Origin of the sequence: Rhodococcus sp. IEGM 1372 (assembly GCF_030056835.1) — a bacterium.
GTDB lineage: Bacteria > Actinomycetota > Actinomycetes > Mycobacteriales > Mycobacteriaceae > Rhodococcoides.
In genome coordinates, this window is the sequence record NZ_JASHKS010000012.1 from 72,300 (window position 1) to 92,069 (window position 19,770).

Annotated in this window: 16 protein-coding genes; 9 read left to right on the plus strand and 7 right to left on the minus strand. The window is 64.4% G+C overall.

The genetic code is table 11. From position 1 onward, the window contains the following. Nucleotides 1-3: 3 nt before the first annotated feature. Together QM590_RS13100 and QM590_RS13105 are read right to left on the minus strand one after the other, a co-directional pair. Nucleotides 4-1,260 carry a lipase family protein gene (locus QM590_RS13100; protein ID WP_269595168.1) on the minus strand — a complete coding sequence of 419 codons (1,257 nt, stop codon included), beginning with the start codon at nucleotides 1,258-1,260 and terminating at the stop codon, nucleotides 4-6. A 158-nt stretch (nucleotides 1,261-1,418) separates the two neighbouring features. Beyond that, complete coding sequence (locus QM590_RS13105) at nucleotides 1,419-3,005, minus strand: ribonuclease J (protein WP_411567357.1); 1,587 nt, start codon at nucleotides 3,003-3,005, stop codon at nucleotides 1,419-1,421. A gap of 377 nt (nucleotides 3,006-3,382) precedes the next feature. Here QM590_RS13105 and QM590_RS13110 point away from each other — a divergent pair, with 377 nt between their 5' ends. The 4 genes from QM590_RS13110 to QM590_RS13125 are packed head-to-tail and all read left to right on the plus strand — an operon-like array spanning nucleotide 3,383 to nucleotide 7,969. Beyond that, nucleotides 3,383-4,873 carry a SulP family inorganic anion transporter gene (locus QM590_RS13110; protein WP_269595166.1) on the plus strand — a complete coding sequence of 497 codons (1,491 nt, stop codon included), beginning with the start codon at nucleotides 3,383-3,385 and terminating at the stop codon, nucleotides 4,871-4,873. 56 nt (nucleotides 4,874-4,929) lie between these two features. After that, a complete protein-coding gene (locus QM590_RS13115) occupies nucleotides 4,930-6,468 on the plus strand; it encodes a flavin-containing monooxygenase (protein ID WP_269595165.1) in 1,539 nt (512 codons plus the stop codon). Beyond that, nucleotides 6,465-7,310: an SDR family NAD(P)-dependent oxidoreductase gene (locus tag QM590_RS13120; protein ID WP_269595164.1), complete on the plus strand. Its 846-nt coding sequence runs from the start codon at nucleotides 6,465-6,467 to the stop codon at nucleotides 7,308-7,310. Before QM590_RS13115 ends, QM590_RS13120 begins: the two co-directional genes overlap by 4 nt. Further along, the gene (locus QM590_RS13125) at nucleotides 7,307-7,969 is read left to right on the plus strand and encodes a TetR/AcrR family transcriptional regulator (protein ID WP_269595163.1); all 663 of its coding nucleotides are present in this window, start codon (nucleotides 7,307-7,309) and stop codon (nucleotides 7,967-7,969) included. Before QM590_RS13120 ends, QM590_RS13125 begins: the two co-directional genes overlap by 4 nt. Here QM590_RS13125 and QM590_RS13130 read toward each other — a convergent pair. After that, nucleotides 7,966-8,898: an alpha/beta hydrolase gene (locus QM590_RS13130; RefSeq protein WP_269595162.1), complete on the minus strand. Its 933-nt coding sequence runs from the start codon at nucleotides 8,896-8,898 to the stop codon at nucleotides 7,966-7,968. The two genes, QM590_RS13125 and QM590_RS13130, sit on opposite strands and share 4 nt — an antisense overlap. 81 nt (nucleotides 8,899-8,979) lie before the next feature. Here QM590_RS13130 and QM590_RS13135 point away from each other — a divergent pair, with 81 nt between their 5' ends. Beyond that, nucleotides 8,980-9,522 carry a TetR/AcrR family transcriptional regulator gene (locus QM590_RS13135; protein ID WP_269595161.1) on the plus strand — a complete coding sequence of 181 codons (543 nt, stop codon included), beginning with the start codon at nucleotides 8,980-8,982 and terminating at the stop codon, nucleotides 9,520-9,522. 22 nt (nucleotides 9,523-9,544) lie between these two features. Here the strand turns inward: QM590_RS13135 and QM590_RS13140 are convergent, their stop codons facing one another. The 4 genes from QM590_RS13140 to QM590_RS13155 are packed head-to-tail and all read right to left on the minus strand — an operon-like array spanning nucleotide 9,545 to nucleotide 14,368. Further along, entirely contained in the window at nucleotides 9,545-10,492 is a 948-nt protein-coding gene (locus QM590_RS13140; protein WP_269595160.1) for a GGDEF domain-containing protein, read from the minus strand. A gap of 50 nt (nucleotides 10,493-10,542) precedes the next feature. Then, entirely contained in the window at nucleotides 10,543-11,811 is a 1,269-nt protein-coding gene (locus QM590_RS13145) for a glucarate dehydratase family protein (protein WP_411567358.1), read from the minus strand. After that, complete coding sequence (locus QM590_RS13150) at nucleotides 11,811-12,737, minus strand: 5-dehydro-4-deoxyglucarate dehydratase (protein ID WP_269595159.1); 927 nt, start codon at nucleotides 12,735-12,737, stop codon at nucleotides 11,811-11,813. The genes QM590_RS13145 and QM590_RS13150 overlap by 1 nt, the downstream gene beginning before the upstream one ends. A 32-nt stretch (nucleotides 12,738-12,769) precedes the next feature. Then, nucleotides 12,770-14,368: an aldehyde dehydrogenase (NADP(+)) gene (locus tag QM590_RS13155; protein ID WP_269595158.1), complete on the minus strand. Its 1,599-nt coding sequence runs from the start codon at nucleotides 14,366-14,368 to the stop codon at nucleotides 12,770-12,772. Between the two features lie 341 nt (nucleotides 14,369-14,709). On the opposite strand from QM590_RS13155, the gene QM590_RS13160 reads away from it, so the two are divergent. The 4 genes from QM590_RS13160 (at nucleotide 14,710) to QM590_RS13175 (ending at nucleotide 19,673) form a co-directional block, all read left to right on the plus strand. Further along, on the plus strand, nucleotides 14,710-16,053 hold the full coding sequence (locus QM590_RS13160) for an MFS transporter (protein WP_269595157.1): 1,344 nt from the start codon (nucleotides 14,710-14,712) through the stop codon (nucleotides 16,051-16,053). Between the two features lie 32 nt (nucleotides 16,054-16,085). Then, nucleotides 16,086-17,432: an enolase C-terminal domain-like protein gene (locus QM590_RS13165; protein ID WP_269595156.1), complete on the plus strand. Its 1,347-nt coding sequence runs from the start codon at nucleotides 16,086-16,088 to the stop codon at nucleotides 17,430-17,432. A gap of 14 nt (nucleotides 17,433-17,446) precedes the next feature. Further along, entirely contained in the window at nucleotides 17,447-18,400 is a 954-nt protein-coding gene (locus QM590_RS13170; protein WP_269595225.1) for a 2-hydroxyacid dehydrogenase, read from the plus strand. 73 nt (nucleotides 18,401-18,473) lie between these two features. Then, nucleotides 18,474-19,673: an L-talarate/galactarate dehydratase gene (locus QM590_RS13175; RefSeq protein WP_269595155.1), complete on the plus strand. Its 1,200-nt coding sequence runs from the start codon at nucleotides 18,474-18,476 to the stop codon at nucleotides 19,671-19,673. The last annotated feature ends 97 nt before the right edge of the window (nucleotides 19,674-19,770 follow it).

Consider the following 19,770-nt stretch of genomic DNA (forward strand, 5'->3'; position numbering starts at 1 on the left):
GCTCTAGCGGCCGAAGCTACTGCATCCGGGTCGAACCGGAATTCCCGCGAGGCGGTCGTCCAACCACGCGAATGCACCGGGAGCTCCACTGCCGGCAACGATGCTGTGCTCACCCAGGTATTCCTCGAGGCGGACGTCGGCTCCGCGTGAACACCACTTGTCGAACACGGCCTCGGGACCTTCCTTCGGAATCCAGAACTCCTGCTGTCCGTGATACACGAATACTGGTGCCGTCGGGGTTCCGCCGTCTCCCAATCGATTCTGATCGGCAACCGCGAGCGCCAGTGGCGAATCGAACGCATCGGGAGTGATGGACAGTGACTCGATGCGGATCGGAGCAACGATTCCGAACGGTGCAATCCCGACGATGCACAGGTCCTTCGACGCCTGTGCGAGCCGCCACCCGTCGTCGTTGTAGAGCGACAGCATCTCCGGGTACTCGCGCGCAACGCCCATCGCTGCCGCGAGGAACACCGCCGCCGCTGCGTTGCCGTTCATGGACTGACGTAGCAGCGCGAAGTCGGTGGGCGTTCCGCCGAACGCTGCGCCGACGATGTTCAGTTCGGGGGCGTAGGCCGGAGCCTCCTGCACGGCCCAGCCCGATGCGATCGCCCCACCCGAGTAGCCCGTAATACCGAGGGGCGCAGTCGGATCGAGGCCGACCACGTCGGTCGTGACCGCACCGCGCAGACCGTCGAGTACGGCGTGCGCCGCCATCGGTCCGACGGCGTACGCATGGCGTGGCCCCTGATGGTCGGTGACTACGACGGCGTAGCCCCGCGCCAGAAGCAGCTGCACGGGTGCCAATTCCGGAGCAATACCCCGTTGCATGGTCCACGATGGCTCACACGTGGCGCCGAGCGAATCGATGGCCATGTTGTAGGCGACAACAGGGCGCGGACCCGGCGAGGTCCAGGGTGCGGTCGGGACGATGACGCTGGTGACGATGGCAGCGGGGCGGTCCTTCGCGTCGGTCGAGGCGACCAGCAGTTGGGTGGTGGTGGCCGGGGTGACAAGTGGTCCGACGGTGACGCTGCGGGTCCGCAGAACTGTTCCGGGAGCGGCTGTTTCGTATCCGGGCGGCGGAACGACCCACGGATCGTCGAGCGGTGTCGCGGCGATCGATTCGGCGGTTCGCGGTGGATTCTGGAAATCGCCGAGTGGATCGGCACCCGCCGACCATTGCCCGCCCGACACCACCAACGAAACCGCAGCGACCGCCGCTGCACACCGACGGCCGAACTTCGCGAACTTCCCCATCTGAGACCCCCCGGTCCAAGTTCCGGATCGTTACCGGAGCTTTCCAAACGACTCTAGGGGCCGGAACCATCTACAGGGGCCGAACGCACTATTTTCTCGGATCGAACCATGATGAATTGCTTCGGCGTCACGTCACCTCGCCACTCACACGAGACGCTTTAGCCGTCGACGACCACCGGGACGATGAGGGGCTGACGGCCAAGGGTCTGCTTGGCCCATCGCGCCGATTCCTGCACGATGCGCTTCTCGATGTGCTCGCGTGAGGCGACGTTCCCGTCGCTCTCGCGGGTCAGAGTCTTGCCGATCGCCTTCGCCAGTGAGTCGAAAGCGTTGGCCTCGTGGGCGAATCCCCGTCCGATGAAGTCGACGTCGTCGACCAGCAGGCCGGTGTCGGGGTCCACGATCGCGATGACGGTCAGCACGCCCTCGTTCGCGAGCAGACGACGTTCGGCCAGCGAATCCTCCGTCACACCGCCTACGGCACTGCCGTCGACATAGATCAGTTCGATGGGGACGGAGCCGGTGATCTGCGCGACGCCGTCGAACAGATCGATGACGCTTCCGTTCTCGGCGATCAACACTCGATCGCGGGGAACGCCGGTCCTGATCGCGAGATCGGCGTTGGCGCGCAGATGCCGCGACTCACCGTGTACGGGAAGCACATTGGCGGGTTCGAGGATGTTGTAGCAGTAGACGAGCTCACCTGCGCTGGCGTGACCGGAGACGTGCACCTTGGCATTTCCCTTGTGCACCACGCGTGCACCCTTCTCGACCAGGCCGTTGATGACGCGGTAGATCGCGTTCTCGTTTCCGGGGATGAGGCTGCTCGCCATCAGTACGGTGTCGCCGTCGCCGACCTTGATCTGATGCTCACCCGACGCCATCCGCGACAGCGCAGCGAGAGGCTCGCCCTGCGATCCGGTGCAGATCAGCGTGATCTTGTTCGCCGGAAGTCGGTTGAGCTTCGGCAGATCGACGACGAGCCCGTCGGGCACATCGAGGTAATTCAGATCGGTCGCAATCTTCATGTTGCGCACCATCGATCGGCCCACGAACGCAACCTTGCGGCCCTGCGCATGCGCGGCGTCGAGTACCTGTTGAATGCGGTGCACGTGACTGGCGAAGCTCGACACGATCACGCGCCCCGTCGTTTCGCGGAACACCTTCTCGATGGCCGGGACCAGATCGCGTTCGGAGACCATGAACCCGGGAACTTCGGCGTTGGTGGAGTCGACGAGAAGCAGGTCGAGCCCTTCCTCGCCGAGGCGTGCGAAGCTGCGGAGATCGGTGATCCGGCCGTCCAGCGGGAACTGGTCCATCTTGAAGTCGCCGGTGTGCAGCACAAGCCCGGCGTCGGTGCGAATGGCGATGGCGAGACCGTCGGGAATCGAGTGGTTGACGGCGATGAACTCGAGCTCGAACGGGCCTTCCTGACGGGTTTGGCCCGCCTCGACCTCGATCAGCTTTGTCGAGACCTTGAACTCCTCGAACTTGGCAGCAAGGAAGTGCAGTGTCAGACGTGACGAGATGACGGGGATGTCGCCGCGCTCGCGCAGCAGGTACGGGACGCCACCGATGTGATCCTCGTGTCCGTGGGTGAGGACGATCGCGACGACGTCGTCGAGACGATCGCGGATGCAACTCCAGTCGGGGAGGATGACGTCGACGCCGGGCTGGTGCTCTTCGGGGAACAGGACGCCGCAGTCGACGATCAGCAGTTTTCCGTCGTATTCGAAGACGGTCATGTTCCGACCGATCTCGCCGAGACCGCCGGTCGCGATCACGCGAAGGTGCCCTGCCTGGAGCGCGGAGGAGGATCGCTTTCTCGGTGCGGCGGGGGATCTGCGGTTCCGTGGTGATCTCGACATGCCTCTTACGCTACGGGGGGACTCCGACCTGGTGTCGACCCCGGTCCGAAGACTGCCGATTTGCGTCAACTCTACTGTTGCGTAAGAGTAGGGATCAGTTTCCCGACTGTTTCTCCCCACCTGATGTGTGCGAGACGCGTGAGATGCCCATCGGGCTCCACGAACAAAGCCTTCGGGCGCAGCGATGCGCCCACCCATGGACGAGAGCGGCCGTTGGTCGGCACGTGAAGTCCATCGATCACGAATGGAGAGATATGAGCGACTCCGCCGAGCGGATTCCGACCGTCATGGGTGCCCTGCGGTCCCCCCGAATGCTCAAAACCGAGGTGCTGGCCGGCCTGGTTGTCGCGTTGGCGCTGATCCCCGAGGCCATCGCGTTCTCGATCATTGCCGGCGTCGATCCGCGAGTGGGCCTGTTCGCGTCTTTCACGATGGCGGTGTCCATCGCGTTCCTGGGCGGTCGTCCCGCGATGATCTCTGCGGCCACTGGCGCGATTGCCCTGGTCATCGCCCCGGTCGCCAAGCAGTACGGCCTCGACTACTTCATCGCCACCGTCATCCTCGCCGGCGTCCTCCAGGTGGTTCTCGGGGTCCTCGGCGTTGCCAAGCTGATGCGCTTCATTCCTCGCAGCGTCATGGTGGGCTTCGTCAACGCACTGGCAATTCTGATCTTCACCTCGCAGTTTCCGTCGCTCATCGGCGTTCCGTGGCTGGTGTACCCGCTGGTGGCCGTCGGTCTGCTGATCATGTTCCTGCTCCCCAAGGTCACCTCCGTCGTTCCCGCACCGCTGGTCGCCATCGTGCTGCTGACCGTTGCCACGGTGGTGTTCGCGCTGAACGTCCCCAACGTCGGCGGTGAAGGCGAGCTGCCGTCGAGCCTGCCCGCCCTGCTGTTTCCCGACGTTCCCCTGAATCTCGAAACCCTGAGCATCATCGCTCCGTACGCGTTCGCCATGGCCATCGTCGGGCTGCTCGAGTCGCTGCTCACCGCCAAGCTCGTCGACGACGTCACCGACACTCACTCGAACAAGACCCGCGAGAGCTGGGGCCAGGGCGCAGCCAACGTCATCACCGGCTTCTTCGGCGGCATGGGTGGTTGCGCGATGGTCGGCCAGACGATGATCAACGTCAAGGCCTCGGGTGCCCGGACGCGCATCTCGACGTTCCTCGCCGGTGTGTTTCTGCTGATTCTGGTGGTCGGACTCGGCGATGTCGTTGCGTTGATTCCGATGGCCGCTCTGGCGGCCGTCATGATCATGGTCGCGATCGGCACGATGGACTGGCACAGCATTCATCCGAAGACGTTGCGGCGCATGCCCAAAAGCGAAACAGCAGTCATGCTGGCAACCGTGGTCGTCACCGTCGCCACCCACAACCTGGCCTACGGAGTCGTGGTGGGAGTGGTCACCGCGATGGTGCTGTTCGCCCGACGGGTCGCCCACCTGACCGAGGTCGTCGATGTGGCTCATCCCGACGAGGACACTCGCGTGTACGCGGTGAAGGGTGAATTGTTCTTCGCGTCGAGCAACGATCTGATCTATCAGTTCGACTACGTGGGAGATCCGAAGAACGTCGTCATCGACATGTCGGAGTCGCACATCTGGGATGCATCGACCGTCGCAACCCTCGATGCCATCACCTCGAAGTACGAGGCGAAGGGCAAACATGCCCTGATCATCGGACTGAACGTCGCATCTGCCGAACGGCACGTTCGATTGAGTGGGCAGCTGTCCGGCGGGCACTGACGCAGCAAGTCCGAGTCCGAAACCATTGCGGAATCGCGCGTCATCACTTTAAAGTGATGACGCGCGTCATCGGATCGCGTTTCGTGCGGGAGGGGTTCGTCAGCATGCACATTCACACCGCGGTGATCATCGGCAGCGGTTTCGGTGGCCAGTGCGCCGCGAAAGCACTGCTCGATCGGGGAATCGACGACCTCGTGATTCTCGAAAGGCGTCCCTTCCTCGGTGGCACGTGGAAGCAGAACCGCTACCCGGGTGCAGCCGTCGACGTGCAGAGTCCGCTCTACTCGATTGCGTCGGAGCCGTTCGAGTGGACGCGGATGTTCGCCGAACGTGAGGAACTCGACCGGTACACCCAGCACGTGCTCGATTCCAACGGGCTGCCTGCCCGAACACATGCGAACACGGATGTGCAGAAGATCGAATGGGTCGGTGATCACTGGGCGATCTCCACCTCGCGCGGCGAGTATGCGGCGAAGTTCGTGGTCAATGCCTCGGGACCCCTCAGCACCCCCGTCGTACCGCCGTTCCCTGGCCGAGAGAAGTTTCAGGGCAAGCAGTTTCACACGAACGACTGGGACACCGGGTACGACCACGCCGGCAAGCGGGTGGCCATCGTCGGCAGCGGTGCCAGTGCCGCGCAGGTGATCCCTGCGATCCAACCCGACGTGGAGCAGCTGCACGTTTTCCAGCGCACCCCGCACTGGGTGATGCCCCGTCACGATCGCGAATTCACGCCGTGGCAGCGCAGGTTGCTGAAGTTGGAACCGATCCGCAGGCTGGTCCGCGCGGGGATCTACTGGAGTCTCGAAACTCGCATCATCGGCTTCAAGTACTCGCGGACGATGTTGAAAGCGGTGGCGCAGCGAACTGCGTTGAAGCACATCGAGTCTCAGGTGCCGGATTCCGAGCTTCGAGCGAAAGTAACCCCGGACTACGTCATCGGATGCAAGCGGGTTCTGCTGTCCAACACGCTCTATCCCGCGCTGGGGCAGGCGAACGTCACCCTGCACGACAAGAACGACGGCATCTCGGAAATCACCGAGACCGGTATCGTCACCACCACAGGCGAACACGTCGATGTCGATCTTCTGGTGTGGTCCACCGGATACGACGCCACCGACGGAGTCATCTCGTACCCGGTGATCGGACGCGACGGCCGAGCCCTGTCCGACGTCTGGGATCCCTACCCACGTGCCTACCTCGGCACCACGATTCCCGGATTCCCCAACCTGTTCGTCGTCACCGGACCGAACACCGGAATCGGCCACACCTCTGCGATCTTCCTCATCGAGGCGCAGATGGAGTACATCGTGCGGGCCGTCGACGCCGTCCGGCAGGTGGGTGCGACGGCCATCGAGGTCACCGCAGCTGCCGAGCAGGAATACACCGACACGATTCATCGCGAGATGGAGGGCACCGTCTGGAAGGACGGTGGCTGCCACAGCTGGTACCAGTCCAAATCCGGACACGTCGTTGCCATGTTCCCCGGGTTCAGCTTCACATTTCGCCGGTGGGCCAAGCGTTTTCGCCCCGAGGCCCATCACATTCAGCGGTCGTCCACCGAGGCGACGACGAAGGACGAGGTATCGGCATGAGCAAGCACACCGGCCAGGTCGCGCTGATCACCGGCGCGGCAGGCGGCATCGGTTCCGCCGTCGCCACTGCGCTGCATCGACGTGGTGCCTCGATCGTTCTGGTCGACATGAAATCCACCGATCTCGAATCGGTGGCGGCGAAGCTGGGTAACCAGCGCGTGGCGATCGCGTACGCCGACGTCACGGTGCGCGAGCAGCTCGACGCAGCCGTCGCAACCGCGATCGACACCTTCGGCACGCTCGACGTAGTGATGGCCAACGCCGGAATCTCCAGTGGTGCGCGGGCATCGACCGTTCGCTCCGTGGACGACGGAGTCTTCGAGCGGGTCATCGGCGTCAACCTGATCGGCGTGTGGAACACGGTGCGGGCCGCTCTGCCACACATCGTCGAGTCCGGGGGTTACGTGCTGCTCACCTCGTCCACGTACGCGTACCTCAACGGCCTGGCGAATGCGCCGTACGCGGCTTCGAAGGCGGCGGTCGAGCAGCTCGGTCGTGCTCTGCGCGCGGAACTTGCGGGCACGAAAGCGACTGCCGGAGTGCTGTATCCGGGATGGGTGGCGACGCCGATCGCCGAGGTCGCATTCGGCGGCGACGACGTGGCGACGGCCATGATCGACCGGGCTTTTCCCTCGCCCCTGCTCCGTCCGATCACGCCGGACAAGCTCGCGCGCGTGGCCGTTCGAGGTATCGGACGGCGGGCTGCGCGTATCGCCGTCCCCGGTCGCTGGATCCCGATCTCGATACTGCGCGGCATCGTGAACCCGATCATGGACGCCGCGATGGAGCGGGACGCCGAATTGATCCGTCTGACTGCCGAATTGGATGCCCGACGGTCATGAGCACGGTGTCCGAAGCCGCAGGTCGCGCCTACGGCGGTGAGAGCGCGGCCGATCGTGACGATCGCCGGCGGCGGCAGCTGCTCGACGCCGGGCTACGGGTGTTCGGCAGCGTCGGATACCGGGCCGCGACGGTCCGCGGACTGTGCCGCGAAGCCAAGATCGCCGATCGAGACTTCTATCGGCACTTCGACAAGACCGAGGACCTGCTGCTTGCCGTTTACTCCGAATGCATTGCACGCCTCACCGATTCGGTATCCGACGCAATCGTGCAGGTGGATCGGGACGGTGATCTCAGGGATGTTGCGAAGCAGTTGCTCGACCCCTTCTTCCAGGTAATCGAAGATCCGCACCTGGCCCGGGTGGTGTGGATGGAGGTGCTCGGGGTCAGCCCCCGCGTCGAGCAGACGTACCTGACGGTGATGCAGCAATTCGGGACCCTGCTGCTCGGCTACCTCCGCACGTTCGCAGGCGATGTTCCCTCGGGCCCCGATCTGGATGTCGACCTGCTCGCCACCGCGGCCATCGGCGGCATCAGCCACACCGCGATGACCTGGTATCAGAGTGGCTACGCCGCAGACCGACGCATCGTCGTTGCGACCATCGCGACCATGCTGGCCAACATCGTTTCACCCCTCGCTGCGGAATCAGCGCGCCATTAGCCCTGGCTCACCGGCACAACTCTTTTCAGGAATGCGAGTTGTTCCTCGATGATGGTCGGGAACAGCGGCTGCACGTAGGGGTCGAAGTGTCCACCCTTGTGGATGTGCACGGTGGCGTCGGGAATCCTGCGCGCGATCTTCTGGCACACCGCCGCAGGCGTGATGGCGTCCTCCGACATGATCTGCACCAGTACCGGACAGGTGATCTTCGACGCGGTTCTACCCGGCGAGTACAGCCCGATGCGTAGAAGGATCCGTGCTGCAACGGTTTCGGGGTAGGCACCGGATTCGAGCCCGGACTCGGCGAGAAGTTTGTCGCGACCGGGCGCGGCGTCGGGCGTGGCCATCACAGCGACATCACCGGGGTAGCCGACGGATTCGACGTAGCGGGGGGATTTCCCGCGCACTGCGCGGATCTGGTCGATCACTGCCGATGGGGCGAGCTTCACGGTGCGCCGAAGTCCGGTGGCGCGCACGGCTGCGATGCCGTCGACGTGCGGAACCTGAGCGATGACAGCGGCGAAATTTTCCCCGGCACCTGCCCTGGTGAGCACGTGTCCGCCGGCGAAGGAGGTGCCCCAACCGACGATGCGAGCGGAGTCCACACCGTCGAGAGTCCTGGCGTAGGCGACGGCGTTGGTCCAGTCGACGAGCTGCTTGCCGATGTCCAGGAGCTGCCGGGGCTGGCCGTCGCTGTCGCCGAAGTGGCGGTAGTCGAAGACGAGAACCGTGTAGCCGGCGCGGGCGAAGATCTCCGCGTAGGCGAACAGGCGAATGGCACGCGGGGTGCCGAATCCGTGGGCCATCACCACAGCCGGTGTGTCGGCGGTGGCTCCGGTCGGCCGATACACCGCAGCGGCGCAGCGCACTCCCCCGGAGTCGAACCATTCGTCGGTGCGGGTGTATCCGGCCTGGTCGTCGGCGCTCATGTGGTGGTCCTTCGTCTGGTCCTTGATCGGCATTCAAGAAGCTAGCACTGTCTTGAATGATGATCAAGATATGATGCCGACATGCCGCGCAACCGTCGACCCGTCGATCGCGCCGAGAAGCGCTCCGAGATCGTGAGCGCCGCTCGGTCGCTGTTCGTCGACGACGGCTACGAGCACACGCCGATGGGGCGGATCGCGACTGCAGCCGGAGTGACCACCAATACGATCTACTGGTATTTCGGTGACAAGGACGAGCTACTCGTCGGTGTGCTGGACGAGATTCACACCGATGCGCTGGCTCGGTTCGCCGCGCTGACCGGGCTCTCGGTGAACGAGCAGGTCCTCTGGGTGGTGGAGGAGCTCGAGAAGTATCACCGGCTGGTCGACACAGTTCACTCCCGCACCTCGGTATCGTCGTGTCTCGACAAATGGCACAACAATTTTCACTCGTTGTGGGAGCAGTGGATCGCCGCCGAGCTACGCCGCGAGGAGGTCGCTGAAGCCGAGATCGAACCGACGACTCGCATGATCGTCTTCGTCGTCGAGGCCATGCTGACGCACCCACAGGACGAGGCGTCGAAACGCGCCATCATCGATCTGCTGTTCCGCAAGGTCGGCGTCTGACGGTCGTCGGATTGCTGGAACGTCAGTCGTGCATGGTCGTTCGGTTTCGGCCCAGTTTCTTCGACTCGTACAGCGCTCGGTCGGCGCGCTCGAAAGTCGCGCGGGCGGTCTCTCCGTCCTGTCGACATGCCACCCCTACCGAGATCGTCAGGTCCGCGGGCAACTCCGTCCGCACCCGATCTATGGCGGTGCGCAGCTCGGCACCCGTGCCGGTGATGCACAGTACGGTGAATTCGTCGCCGCCCGAGCGGCTCAGCAGATGCTGCGGCGGGAGGCAGTTGCGTAGTGCATCCGACACGGTGACGAGTGCGTGATCGCCTGCCGCGTGCCCGAAGTCGTCGTTGATCACCTTGAAGTGATCGATGTCCACCACGGCGACGGCGTCGATCTTTCCGCTCGCGACCGTTCCCGGCCGAGCGTCCAGCTCTCGGGTCAATCGCCGCCGATTCGCGAGTCGAGTCAGATCGTCGATCTCGGAGGTCGACGCCACGCTCTGGACCCAGGCCGCAGAGATCGCGATTGCCACGACAACGAGCTCGGCATTGACCACCAGAACGGGGTGCAGGTCTCCCACCGCGATGCCCAGGTACGCGATGTAGCTCGCGTTGAGAACCGTTGTACGCCAGGCGATCCGGTTGGGCAGGACGATGAACGCCGGCGTCACCAACAGTAGCTGGAGAAAGATCCCGGACAACGCCGCGATCTCGCCGCCCGCAGCGGTGCAGAACAAGGCGATACTCGTCAGGCCCGACAGATGCATCAACAGGTACAGCCGCCGGGAAAGTACCGGTGCCGCGGCGATCATGTACACGCCCAGTGCGCACCACAGCACGGCCAGCGCACACAGCACCGCGGCGACCCGGGGGGACGCCGCGACGACGATGACGACACCGACCAACCCGCTGACGAGGCAATTGACCCCGGACGTCCGCGCTACCGACGCAGGGGAGTACTGCCAGCCACTGTTCACACCACTAGCCTCTCGCACGGTCCCCACGACCTGCTGGCGAGTTTAGCCCCCTACCAGCGTGGGCACGTGTTCTCGAAGCTCGGATCGATGCTCTGCATGTAGCCGGTGTCGTCGCGGTCGCGGATACCGCAGTCGAGGTACTGCCGATGCAGCGCTGCGAGGGCGGCCTCGTCTATCTCGATGCCCAACCCCGGCCCCGTGGGCACGGCCACCGCACCGTCGACGACGTTCAACACCCCGGGTACGACGACGTCCTCGTTCTTCCACGGCCAGTGCGTATCGCAGGCGTAGGTCAGATTGGGCGTCGCCGCAGCCAGGTGCACCATGGCGGCCAGACTGATGCCGAGGTGGCTGTTCGAGTGCATCGACAGACCCAGCTCGAAGGTCTCGCAGATACCGGCGAGCAACCTCGATCGTTGCAGGCCGCCCCAGTAGTGATGGTCGGACAACACCACCTGTACCGAATCCTTCACCACCGCGGGCCGTAGATGATCGAACGCGACGACGCACATGTTGGTCGCGAGTGGCATCTTCGCCTCCCGCGCGACCTCGGCCATCCCGTCGAGTCCTGGTGTCGGGTCCTCGAGATACTCGACAATGCCGTCGAGCTCGGCGGCAACGCGGATGGAGGTGTCGACGGTCCACGCCGCATTGGGGTCCAGCCGGAGCGGTAGCTCGGGGAATGCCTCCCGCAGGGCCTTGATACCGGCGATCTCCTCGTCGGGCGGGAAGACGCCGCCCTTGACCTTGATGGCCTCGAAGCCGTACTCGTCGATCATCTTTCGAGCCTGCCGAACCAGGCCTTCCGGATCGATCGCCTCGCCCCATTCGTCGGGCTGCTGCCCGGGATGCGCAGCCCACTTGTAGAACAGGTACGCGCTGAACGGAACCGAATCGCGCACCTTGCCGCCGAGCAGATCCGACACCGGTCGTTGCAGTACTTTTCCCTGGACGTCCAGGCAGGCGATCTCGAAGGGTGAGAACACACGGTCGGTGGTGCTGGCCGTGGTGATCATTCCGGCGACGCCGTCACCACCGGTAATCGACAGGGTTCCGAGTACGGAGTCGACGGCGTCACGAATCGCGTTGAGTGCGAACACGTCCAGGCCGGTGATGGCCTGGGCCGCCGCGTCGAGACGAGCCAGGTGTGCGGTGTCGGCGTAGGTTTCACCGAGTCCGACGACGCCTGCATCGGTATCGAGCTGGATGATGGCGCGTAGTGCGTACGGCTGATGTACACCGACGGTGTTGAGCAACGGAGGGTCGGCGAACGCGATCGGGGTGATCCGAGCGCCGGTGATCAGAATCGGACCCTGCATCAGTGCACCGCGAGCTCGTCCGCCAGCACGGCCCGGCCGGCGGCGACGATCGCGGTCAGTTCCTCGAGGTGCGGTGCACTGATGTCCACCAGTGGCGGACGCACGGGGCCTGCCTCGATGCCCTCCATCGTCACGCCTGCCTTGATGAGAGAGACGGCGTAGCCGGGAACCTTGTCGCGTAGGCGAACCAGCGGGTGGAAGAACTCGCGCAGCAGTGCGGCTGTGAGTTTCTCGTTTCCGCTGTCGAGGGATCGGTAGAACGCCAGCGCAAGCTCGGGCGCGAAGGCGAACGTCGCCGAGGAGTACAGCGTGACACCGATGGCCCGGTAGGCCTGCTGCGAGACCTCGGCGGTGGGCAGGCCGTTGAAGAACTGGAAGGGCTTGCCCGACGGTTCCAGCGCGTCCAGTACCGCGCGAACGATGCGGCCGACCTGATCGAGATCGCCTGTTCCGTCTTTGAATCCGACGACGGTGGGGAGCTGCGCCACCTCGACGGCCGAGTCCTCGGTGAAGCGAGCGTTGCCGCGGTTGTAGACGATCAACGGCAGATCCGAGGCACCGGCAACGGCCTTGGTGTAGTTGACCAACCCGGCCTGCGGCATCGTCACCAGATAGGGCGGGAGCAACAGGATTCCGTCGGCTCCGTTGGCCTTCGCGCTCGCCGCGAATGCCTTTGCCTGGGCGACGGATCCGCCTGCACCGGCGTACACGGGTACGCGGCCGGCAACGACGTCGACCGCGGTGCGCACGATCTTGCCGAACTCTTCGCTTTCGAGAGCATGGAATTCGCCGGTGCCGCACGCGATGAACACTCCACCGGGTCCCGCATCGACACCCTTCGCGATGTGCGCGGCCAGCAGGTCGTAATCGACCTCACCGGCGGCAGTGAACGGGGTGACGGGGAAGAACAGGACTCCGTCGAGCATGGTGGTCTCCTCGAGAACTAGGTGGGGGTGAGTCAGTCTTGGGTGAGCTGGCCGTCGACGCGGCGGAAGATGCCCTCTGGGTTGCCGTCGGCAATTGCACTGGGCAGCAGAGGTTTCGGCACATCCTGGTAGGAAACAGGACGCAGGAAGCGCTCGATGGCCAGAGATCCGACCGAGGTGGTGCGGGAATTGGAAGTGGCGGGGAAGGGGCCGCCGTGCACCATTGCGTGGCCTACCTCGACGCCGGTGGGCCATCCGTCGAACAGGATGCGGCCGGCCTTGAGTTCGAGAACCGAGAGGAGTTTGCCTGCCTCGGCGTGATCGGACTCGTCGGCATGGACAGTGGCGGTCAGCTGCCCTTCGAGGAGCGCAGCGACGTCGCGAACCTGCTGTGCATCGGTGCAGCGAACGATGAGGCTCGACGCGCCGAACACCTCGGCCTGCGCTGCGTCGGAGGTGAGGAACGTATCGGCGTCGGTGGCGAACAGCGCTGCGCGGCAGGCATTCGGGGCCTGTGCGTCGGTACCCCTGGCGAGCTCGGTCACGACTTCGCTCAAAGTGTCGACGCCCTCGGCGTAGCTCGCGGCGATGCTCGGGGTCAGCATCGTGGTGGGTGTGGACTCCTGCACAGCGGCGGTGGCTGCCTCGGTGAAGGACTGCAGGCCGGGGCCGTCGACGGCGATGACGAGACCGGGGTTAGTGCAGAACTGGCCCGAGCCCATGGTCAGCGATGCGACGAAGGCGCGGCCGAGTTCGGCTCCGCGGGTGGCGAGTGCGCCGTCGAGGACGAACACGGGGTTGATGGAACTCATCTCGGCGTACACCGGGATGGGCTCGCGGCGACCGGCCGCTGCGGCGACGAGAGCCGTTCCGCCCGAGCGTGATCCGGTGAAGCCGACGGCCTTGATGCGAGGGTCGGTCACCAGAGCGGTACCGAGTCCGCGGCCGGAGCCGAACAGCAGTGAGAACGTTCCCGAGGGCATTCCGGTGGAGGACACAGCGTCGGCGATCGCGCGGCCGACCAGCTCGGACGTTCCCGGGTGGGCGTCGTGTGCTTTGACCACCACGGGGCATCCGGCCGCGAGGGCGGACGCGGTGTCGCCGCCGGCGACGGAGAAGGCGAGCGGGAAGTTGCTGGCACCGAACACTGCTACCGGTCCCAGGGGGATCTGTCGCTGGCGGATGTCGGCGCGGGGGAGGGGCGCGCGTTCGGGCTGGGCCGGATCGATACGGGCTCCGTTCCAACTACCCTCGCGCAGAACGGAAGCGAACAGACGCAGTTGTCCGGTGGTGCGGCCGACCTCGCCGGTGATGCGGGCCAGCGGAAGTCCCGACTCGGCGACGGTGCGCTCGATCAGGGTGTCGCCGAGCGCCGCGATGTTGTCGGCGATGGTCTCGAGGAACTGCGCGCGGGTCTCCGAGGACGTGGCCCGGTAGTCGGCGAAGGCGTCGGCCGCTGCGGCACAGGCCTTCTCGACGTCGTTGTTGTCTCCGTGCCCGTAGGCGGGTTCGAGATCTCTGCCGGTGCTGGGGTCGATTCCGTGAATCTGCGCGCCGGCACCGAATACCGGGACGCCGGCGATGATCATCCGGCCGGTGAGATTGGTGGACTGTGTCGTCGACGCTGTCATGGGGTGACTCCTAGGGCTGTGATGCGTGCGTGCACTGACGCCGAGGCGTGACCTGGCTCATAGCTCACCACGGTAGAAGGGCGATCGATACATGTCCAAGTCTAAAAAAGTCGTATTCGATCCACTCTTGGTATCGATCGCCCTGCCAGGTGTGATGGGCTCCCGTTGCGCGCACCGATGCCACTACTGCATCGGTCGATGCGCAGATGGTCTTGGACATGAATCGATCGAGAGTCCTAGTCTCGTCTGTGAGCCCAATCACTGGGCCGATCCATGCCTCTGCCGGTCACATTCGTGCATTGGTCGCGGGGAACCGCTCGAACTACAGAATGGAGCGATCGATGCCGATCACTCTCCCGCCGACGCCGGCGGTCGACTCTGCCGTTGCGAAGATATTCCGTCGGGTCGTCCCGCTGTTCATCATCATGCTGATTTGCAACCAGTTGAATCGATCGAATATCGGCTATGCCCGCGAGTACCTCGAGGCCGATGTCGGTATCGGCGCTGCGGCATATGGATTCGGAGCCGGCGTCTTCTTCATCGCGTACGCGCTCTTCGAGCTTCCGAGCAACGTGATGATGGAGAAGTTCGGTGCCAAGATCTGGCTGACTCGCATCATGGTCAGTTGGGGCACCATTTCGTTTGCCATGGCCTTCGTCAACGGTCCCGAGATGTTCTACATCCTGCGGTTTCTGCTCGGTGCAGCCGAGGCCGGATTCTTCCCGGCCATCATCTTCTACTTCGCCAAATGGTTGCCCAACAGCCACCGCGGCCGTGCCACAGCACTGTTCGTCGCCGGATCCTCGGTTGCCGCTGCGATCTCCGGGCCACTGTCGGGTCCGCTGCTCTCGCTCGACGGTCTCTTCGGTGCCCGCGGCTGGCAGTACCTGTTCGGCATCGAAGGTCTGCTCTCCGTCGTCGTGGGCATCATTGCCTACTTCCTCATCGACTCGCACGTCAAGGATGCGAAGTGGCTCACCGACGAGGAGAAGCATGATCTGAACACCGCCATCGCCGTCGAGGAAGCAGAGAAGGCGCGCACCTCCGGCATGGGCGACGGCCGGTCGCGCTGGAAGATGCTGCTCGATCCCAAGCTGCTGCTGTTCATCTGGATCTACTTCGCAATCCAGCTCTCGATCTACGCCAACACTTTCTGGCTTCCGTCCATCGTCCGACGGATCGACGGAACCAACGACATCACCGTCGGCTTGCTGTCGTCGCTGCCATGGATCTGTGCCGTGTTCGCCATGTACTACATGTCCAAGATCGGCGACCGCACCGGTAACCGTCGACCACTGTTGATCATCGCGCTACTCACCGCGGCTGTGGGTACTTTGGCGGCCGCAGTGGCGTCACCGTGGATCGCGCTGATCTTCCTGTGCATCGCAGCAATGGGATTCAAGAGTGCCAGCCCGCTGTTCTGGTCGTTCCCGCAGTCGACTTTGCATCCGATGGTCCTTGCCGCCGCCATCGCCGTCATCAACTCGGTCGGCAACCTCGGGGGCTTCGTCGCACCGTTCGGCTTCGGATTGATCCAGGAAGCCACCGGTTCGGTTACCTGGGGCCTCTATGCGCTGGCCGGCGCGTCTGCTCTCGCCGCGCTGTCCGTTCTGCTCATCAAGAAACCGCGCGGGGTGGTGGCCGCGACTGAGGGCCGCGACGCTCCCGTCACCCTGACCAAATAGCATTCGACACCACCGGCCGAGAGGGTCCGATCATGAACTCCCAGAACAGCACCCCCGTCGTCACCGAGATGCGCGTCATTCCCATTGCCGGTCACGACGACATGCTGCTGAACCTCAGTGGAGCCCACGCCCCGTACTTCACCCGCAATCTGGTGGTGCTCACCGATTCGGATGGGCGCATCGGTGTCGGTGAAGTGCCCGGCGGAGAGGCGATCCGGCAGACTCTCGAGGATGCGCGGGTACTCGTCGAGGGCCAGGGCATCGGTCGGTACAACGCCGTTCTGGCCGAGATGCGCCGCACGTTCGCCGATCGTGATGCCGGGGGCCGAGGCGCGCAGACCTTCGATCTGCGGATCGCGATTCACGCTGTGACCGCGGTGGAATCGGCGTTACTGGATCTGCTCGGCCAGCATCTCGGCGTCAGCGTCGCTGCGTTGCTGGGAGACGGTCAGCAGCGTGACAAGGTCCAGGCTCTGGGCTACCTGTTCTTCGTCGCCGATCGCACCAAGACCGACCTCGCCTACCGTGGTGCAGCCGACGAGGCCGCGGGGGCCGACGACTGGATGCGCATCAGGCACGAGGAGGCGATGGATCCCGAGTCGATCGTGCGCCTCGCCGAGGCGGCGCAGGCCCGGTACGGATTCCAGGACTTCAAGCTCAAGGGTGGTGCGCTGCCCGCCGCCGAGGAGGCCGCTGCGGTGCGCGCATTGGCCGAGCGATTCCCCGAGGCTCGAATCACGTTGGATCCCAACGGCGGTTGGTTGCTGAAGGACGCGATCGAGACGTGTCGTGGCCTGCGGGATGTCCTGGCCTACGCCGAAGATCCCGTCGGACCGGAGGGCGGATTCTCCGGTCGAGAAGTGATGACCGAATTCAAGCGCGCCACCGGGTTGCAGACCGCGACCAACATGATCGCAACCGACTGGCGCGAGATGGGCCACACCATCCGATCCGGCGCGGTGGACATCCCGTTGGCCGACCCGCACTTCTGGACGATGGCCGGTTCGGTCCGCGTAGCGCAGCTGTGCGATGCGTGGGGTCTGACGTGGGGTTCGCACTCCAACAACCACTTCGACGTGTCACTGGCCATGTTCACCCACGTCGCTGCGGCCGCTCCAGGAACGATCACGGCCATCGACACGCACTGGATCTGGCAGGACGGACAGCGAGTGACCAAGGAGCCGTTCACGATCGAGGACGGCTACCTCACCGTGCCCGACAAGCCGGGTCTGGGTGTCGAGCTCGACTTCGAGCAGATCGATGCGGCGCACGAGCTATACCAGAAGGAAGGTCTCGGTTCCCGCGACGACTCCATCGGTATGCAGTACCTGATCGAGGGATGGACGTTCGACAGCAAGCGGCCGGCCCTGGTGCGATGAGTTCTGGTGCGCGGATGAAGATCGTCGTCGGTGACCGTAATGTGCTGCCGCACCGGGAGCAGTTCGAGTCGGGCCTGCCCGCCGATGCCGAGGTGGTCTGGTGCATCCCGTTCGACGAAGACCGAGTCATCGACGAGCTTGCCGACGCGGACGTCTACGTCGGTGGCAAGTTCAGTGCGGCCATGGGCAGCGCTGCACCGAAGCTACGCATGGTGCACGTTGCCGGTGCCGGAACGGACAATGTCGATCGTTCCGGATTGGCAGACGATGTGCAGGTGTGCAACACCTTTCATCACGAGCAGTCGATTGCCGAGTATGTCGTTGCTGCGACCGTGATGTTGCGACGTAAGTTTCTGCAACAGGATCGGGCGCTGCGCGAGGGGCGGTTCGTGACCGCCGTCTACGAACCGACCATCGCGCAACCGTTGTCGCTGAGCGGTGCCCGCATCGGATTTGTCGGCTTCGGGCATATCGGCCGGCGAACCTGGCAACTGTTCCAGGCCTATGGGGCAACCGGCGCTGCGGTCACCGGCACCGGACTGGCTCCGGACGAGGGCCTCGAATGGGTCGCTGATGCACGGGATCTGACGAGGCTCGCCGATTTCGCGGATGTTCTCGTGGTCTCCGCACCGTTGAACGAGCACACTCGCGGGATGATCGGCACCGACGAACTTCGGAGGCTGGGTAAGGACGGGATACTCGTCAACGTCGGCCGTGGGCCCTTGGTGCAGGAACAACCACTGTTCGACGCACTGTCTCGCAACGAGATCGCCGCAGCCGCCATCGATGTTTGGTACCGCTATCCGGGGCCGGACGGGGTGGGCGAACCGAGTTCTCTGCCGTTCCGCGAACTCGACAACGTGCTGATGACGCCCCACTCGTCGGGCGTCACGCACCATACGTTCGTGGGTCGAGTCGCCGATATCGCGTCGAACATCGATGCTTTGGCGGCATCGTTGAGCCGGTAAAAGGTGTTGGACGTGCATAGTTCGCCGAAATAGGCTGGGAAGCAACATATTCGACGAACTCAGGAGTTGCACGATGACCATCGCAACGGACAAGCCCACCAGTGGACTCGCCGCGCCGGACGCCGCAGTCAGGGCCCTGGCAGCCGGGGATGCAAGCCTCGACCGCATCGTCGAGGTGACATTGTCCTCGATCGTGCTGCCGCTGAAGAATCCGATCAGCGATGCCAAGGTGCTCACGGGTCGGCAGAAGGCGATGACCGAGGTGGTGTTCCTGTTCGCGGAGATTCGCACCGAACAGGGCCATGAGGGCATCGGTTTCGGGTACTCCAAGCGGGCGGGCGGTCCTGCCCAATTTGCGCATGCCCAGGAGATCGCCCCAGTTCTCATCGGCGAGGACCCCAACGACATCGGCAAGATCTGGACGAAACTGGTGTGGGCCGGAGCGTCTGTGGGGCGCAGCGGTGTTGCGACGCAGGCGATTGCCGCGATCGACATCGCGCTGTGGGATCTCAAAGCCAAGCGTGCGGGGTTGCCGCTGGCGAAACTGATCGGCTCGGCGCGCGATTCGGTGCAGACGTACAACACCTCGGGTGGTTTTCTGCACACGCCCATCGAGGAGGTCATGGAGAACGCCGCCATGTCGCTCGCCAACGGTATCGGCGGCATCAAACTCAAGGTGGGTCAGCCTGATTGGCGTACCGATATCGCCCGCGTCACGGCGGTCCGTGAGTTTCTCGGCGACGACGTCCCGTTGATGGTGGACGCCAATCAGCAGTGGGATCGCCCGACCGCTCAGCGCATGGGCCGAATCCTGGAGCAATTCGACCTCGTGTGGATCGAGGAACCCCTCGACGCCTACGACGCCGAAGGGCACGCCCAGCTCGCTCGCAGCCTGGATACCTCGATCGCGACGGGAGAGATGCTGGCGAGCGTCGGCGAGCACGTCCGGCTCATCGAGGCCGGCTCGGTCGACATCTTGCAACCCGACGCTCCCCGCATAGGCGGAATCACGCAGTTCCTGAAGTTGGCCACGCTGGCAGAGCATCACGATCTGCAACTCGCCCCGCACTTCGCCATGGAGATCCATCTGCACCTCGCGGCGGTGTATCCGTTGCAGACGTGGGTGGAGCATTTCGACTGGTTGGACCCGCTGTTCGACGAACACCTCGAAACACGAGATGGGCGCATGCATCTCTCCGCGCGCCCGGGATTGGGCTTCACGTTGAGCGAACAGGGTCGTGCGTGGACGGTGGCAAAAGTAGTGGTGCGCTGACGCGGGAGCGCTGACGCGGGAGCGCTGACGCGCAGGTGCACGGAAACTCGACCTCTGCTACGAGTTTTCGTGCACGTGCCGCGAAGCGGCTCTTCCA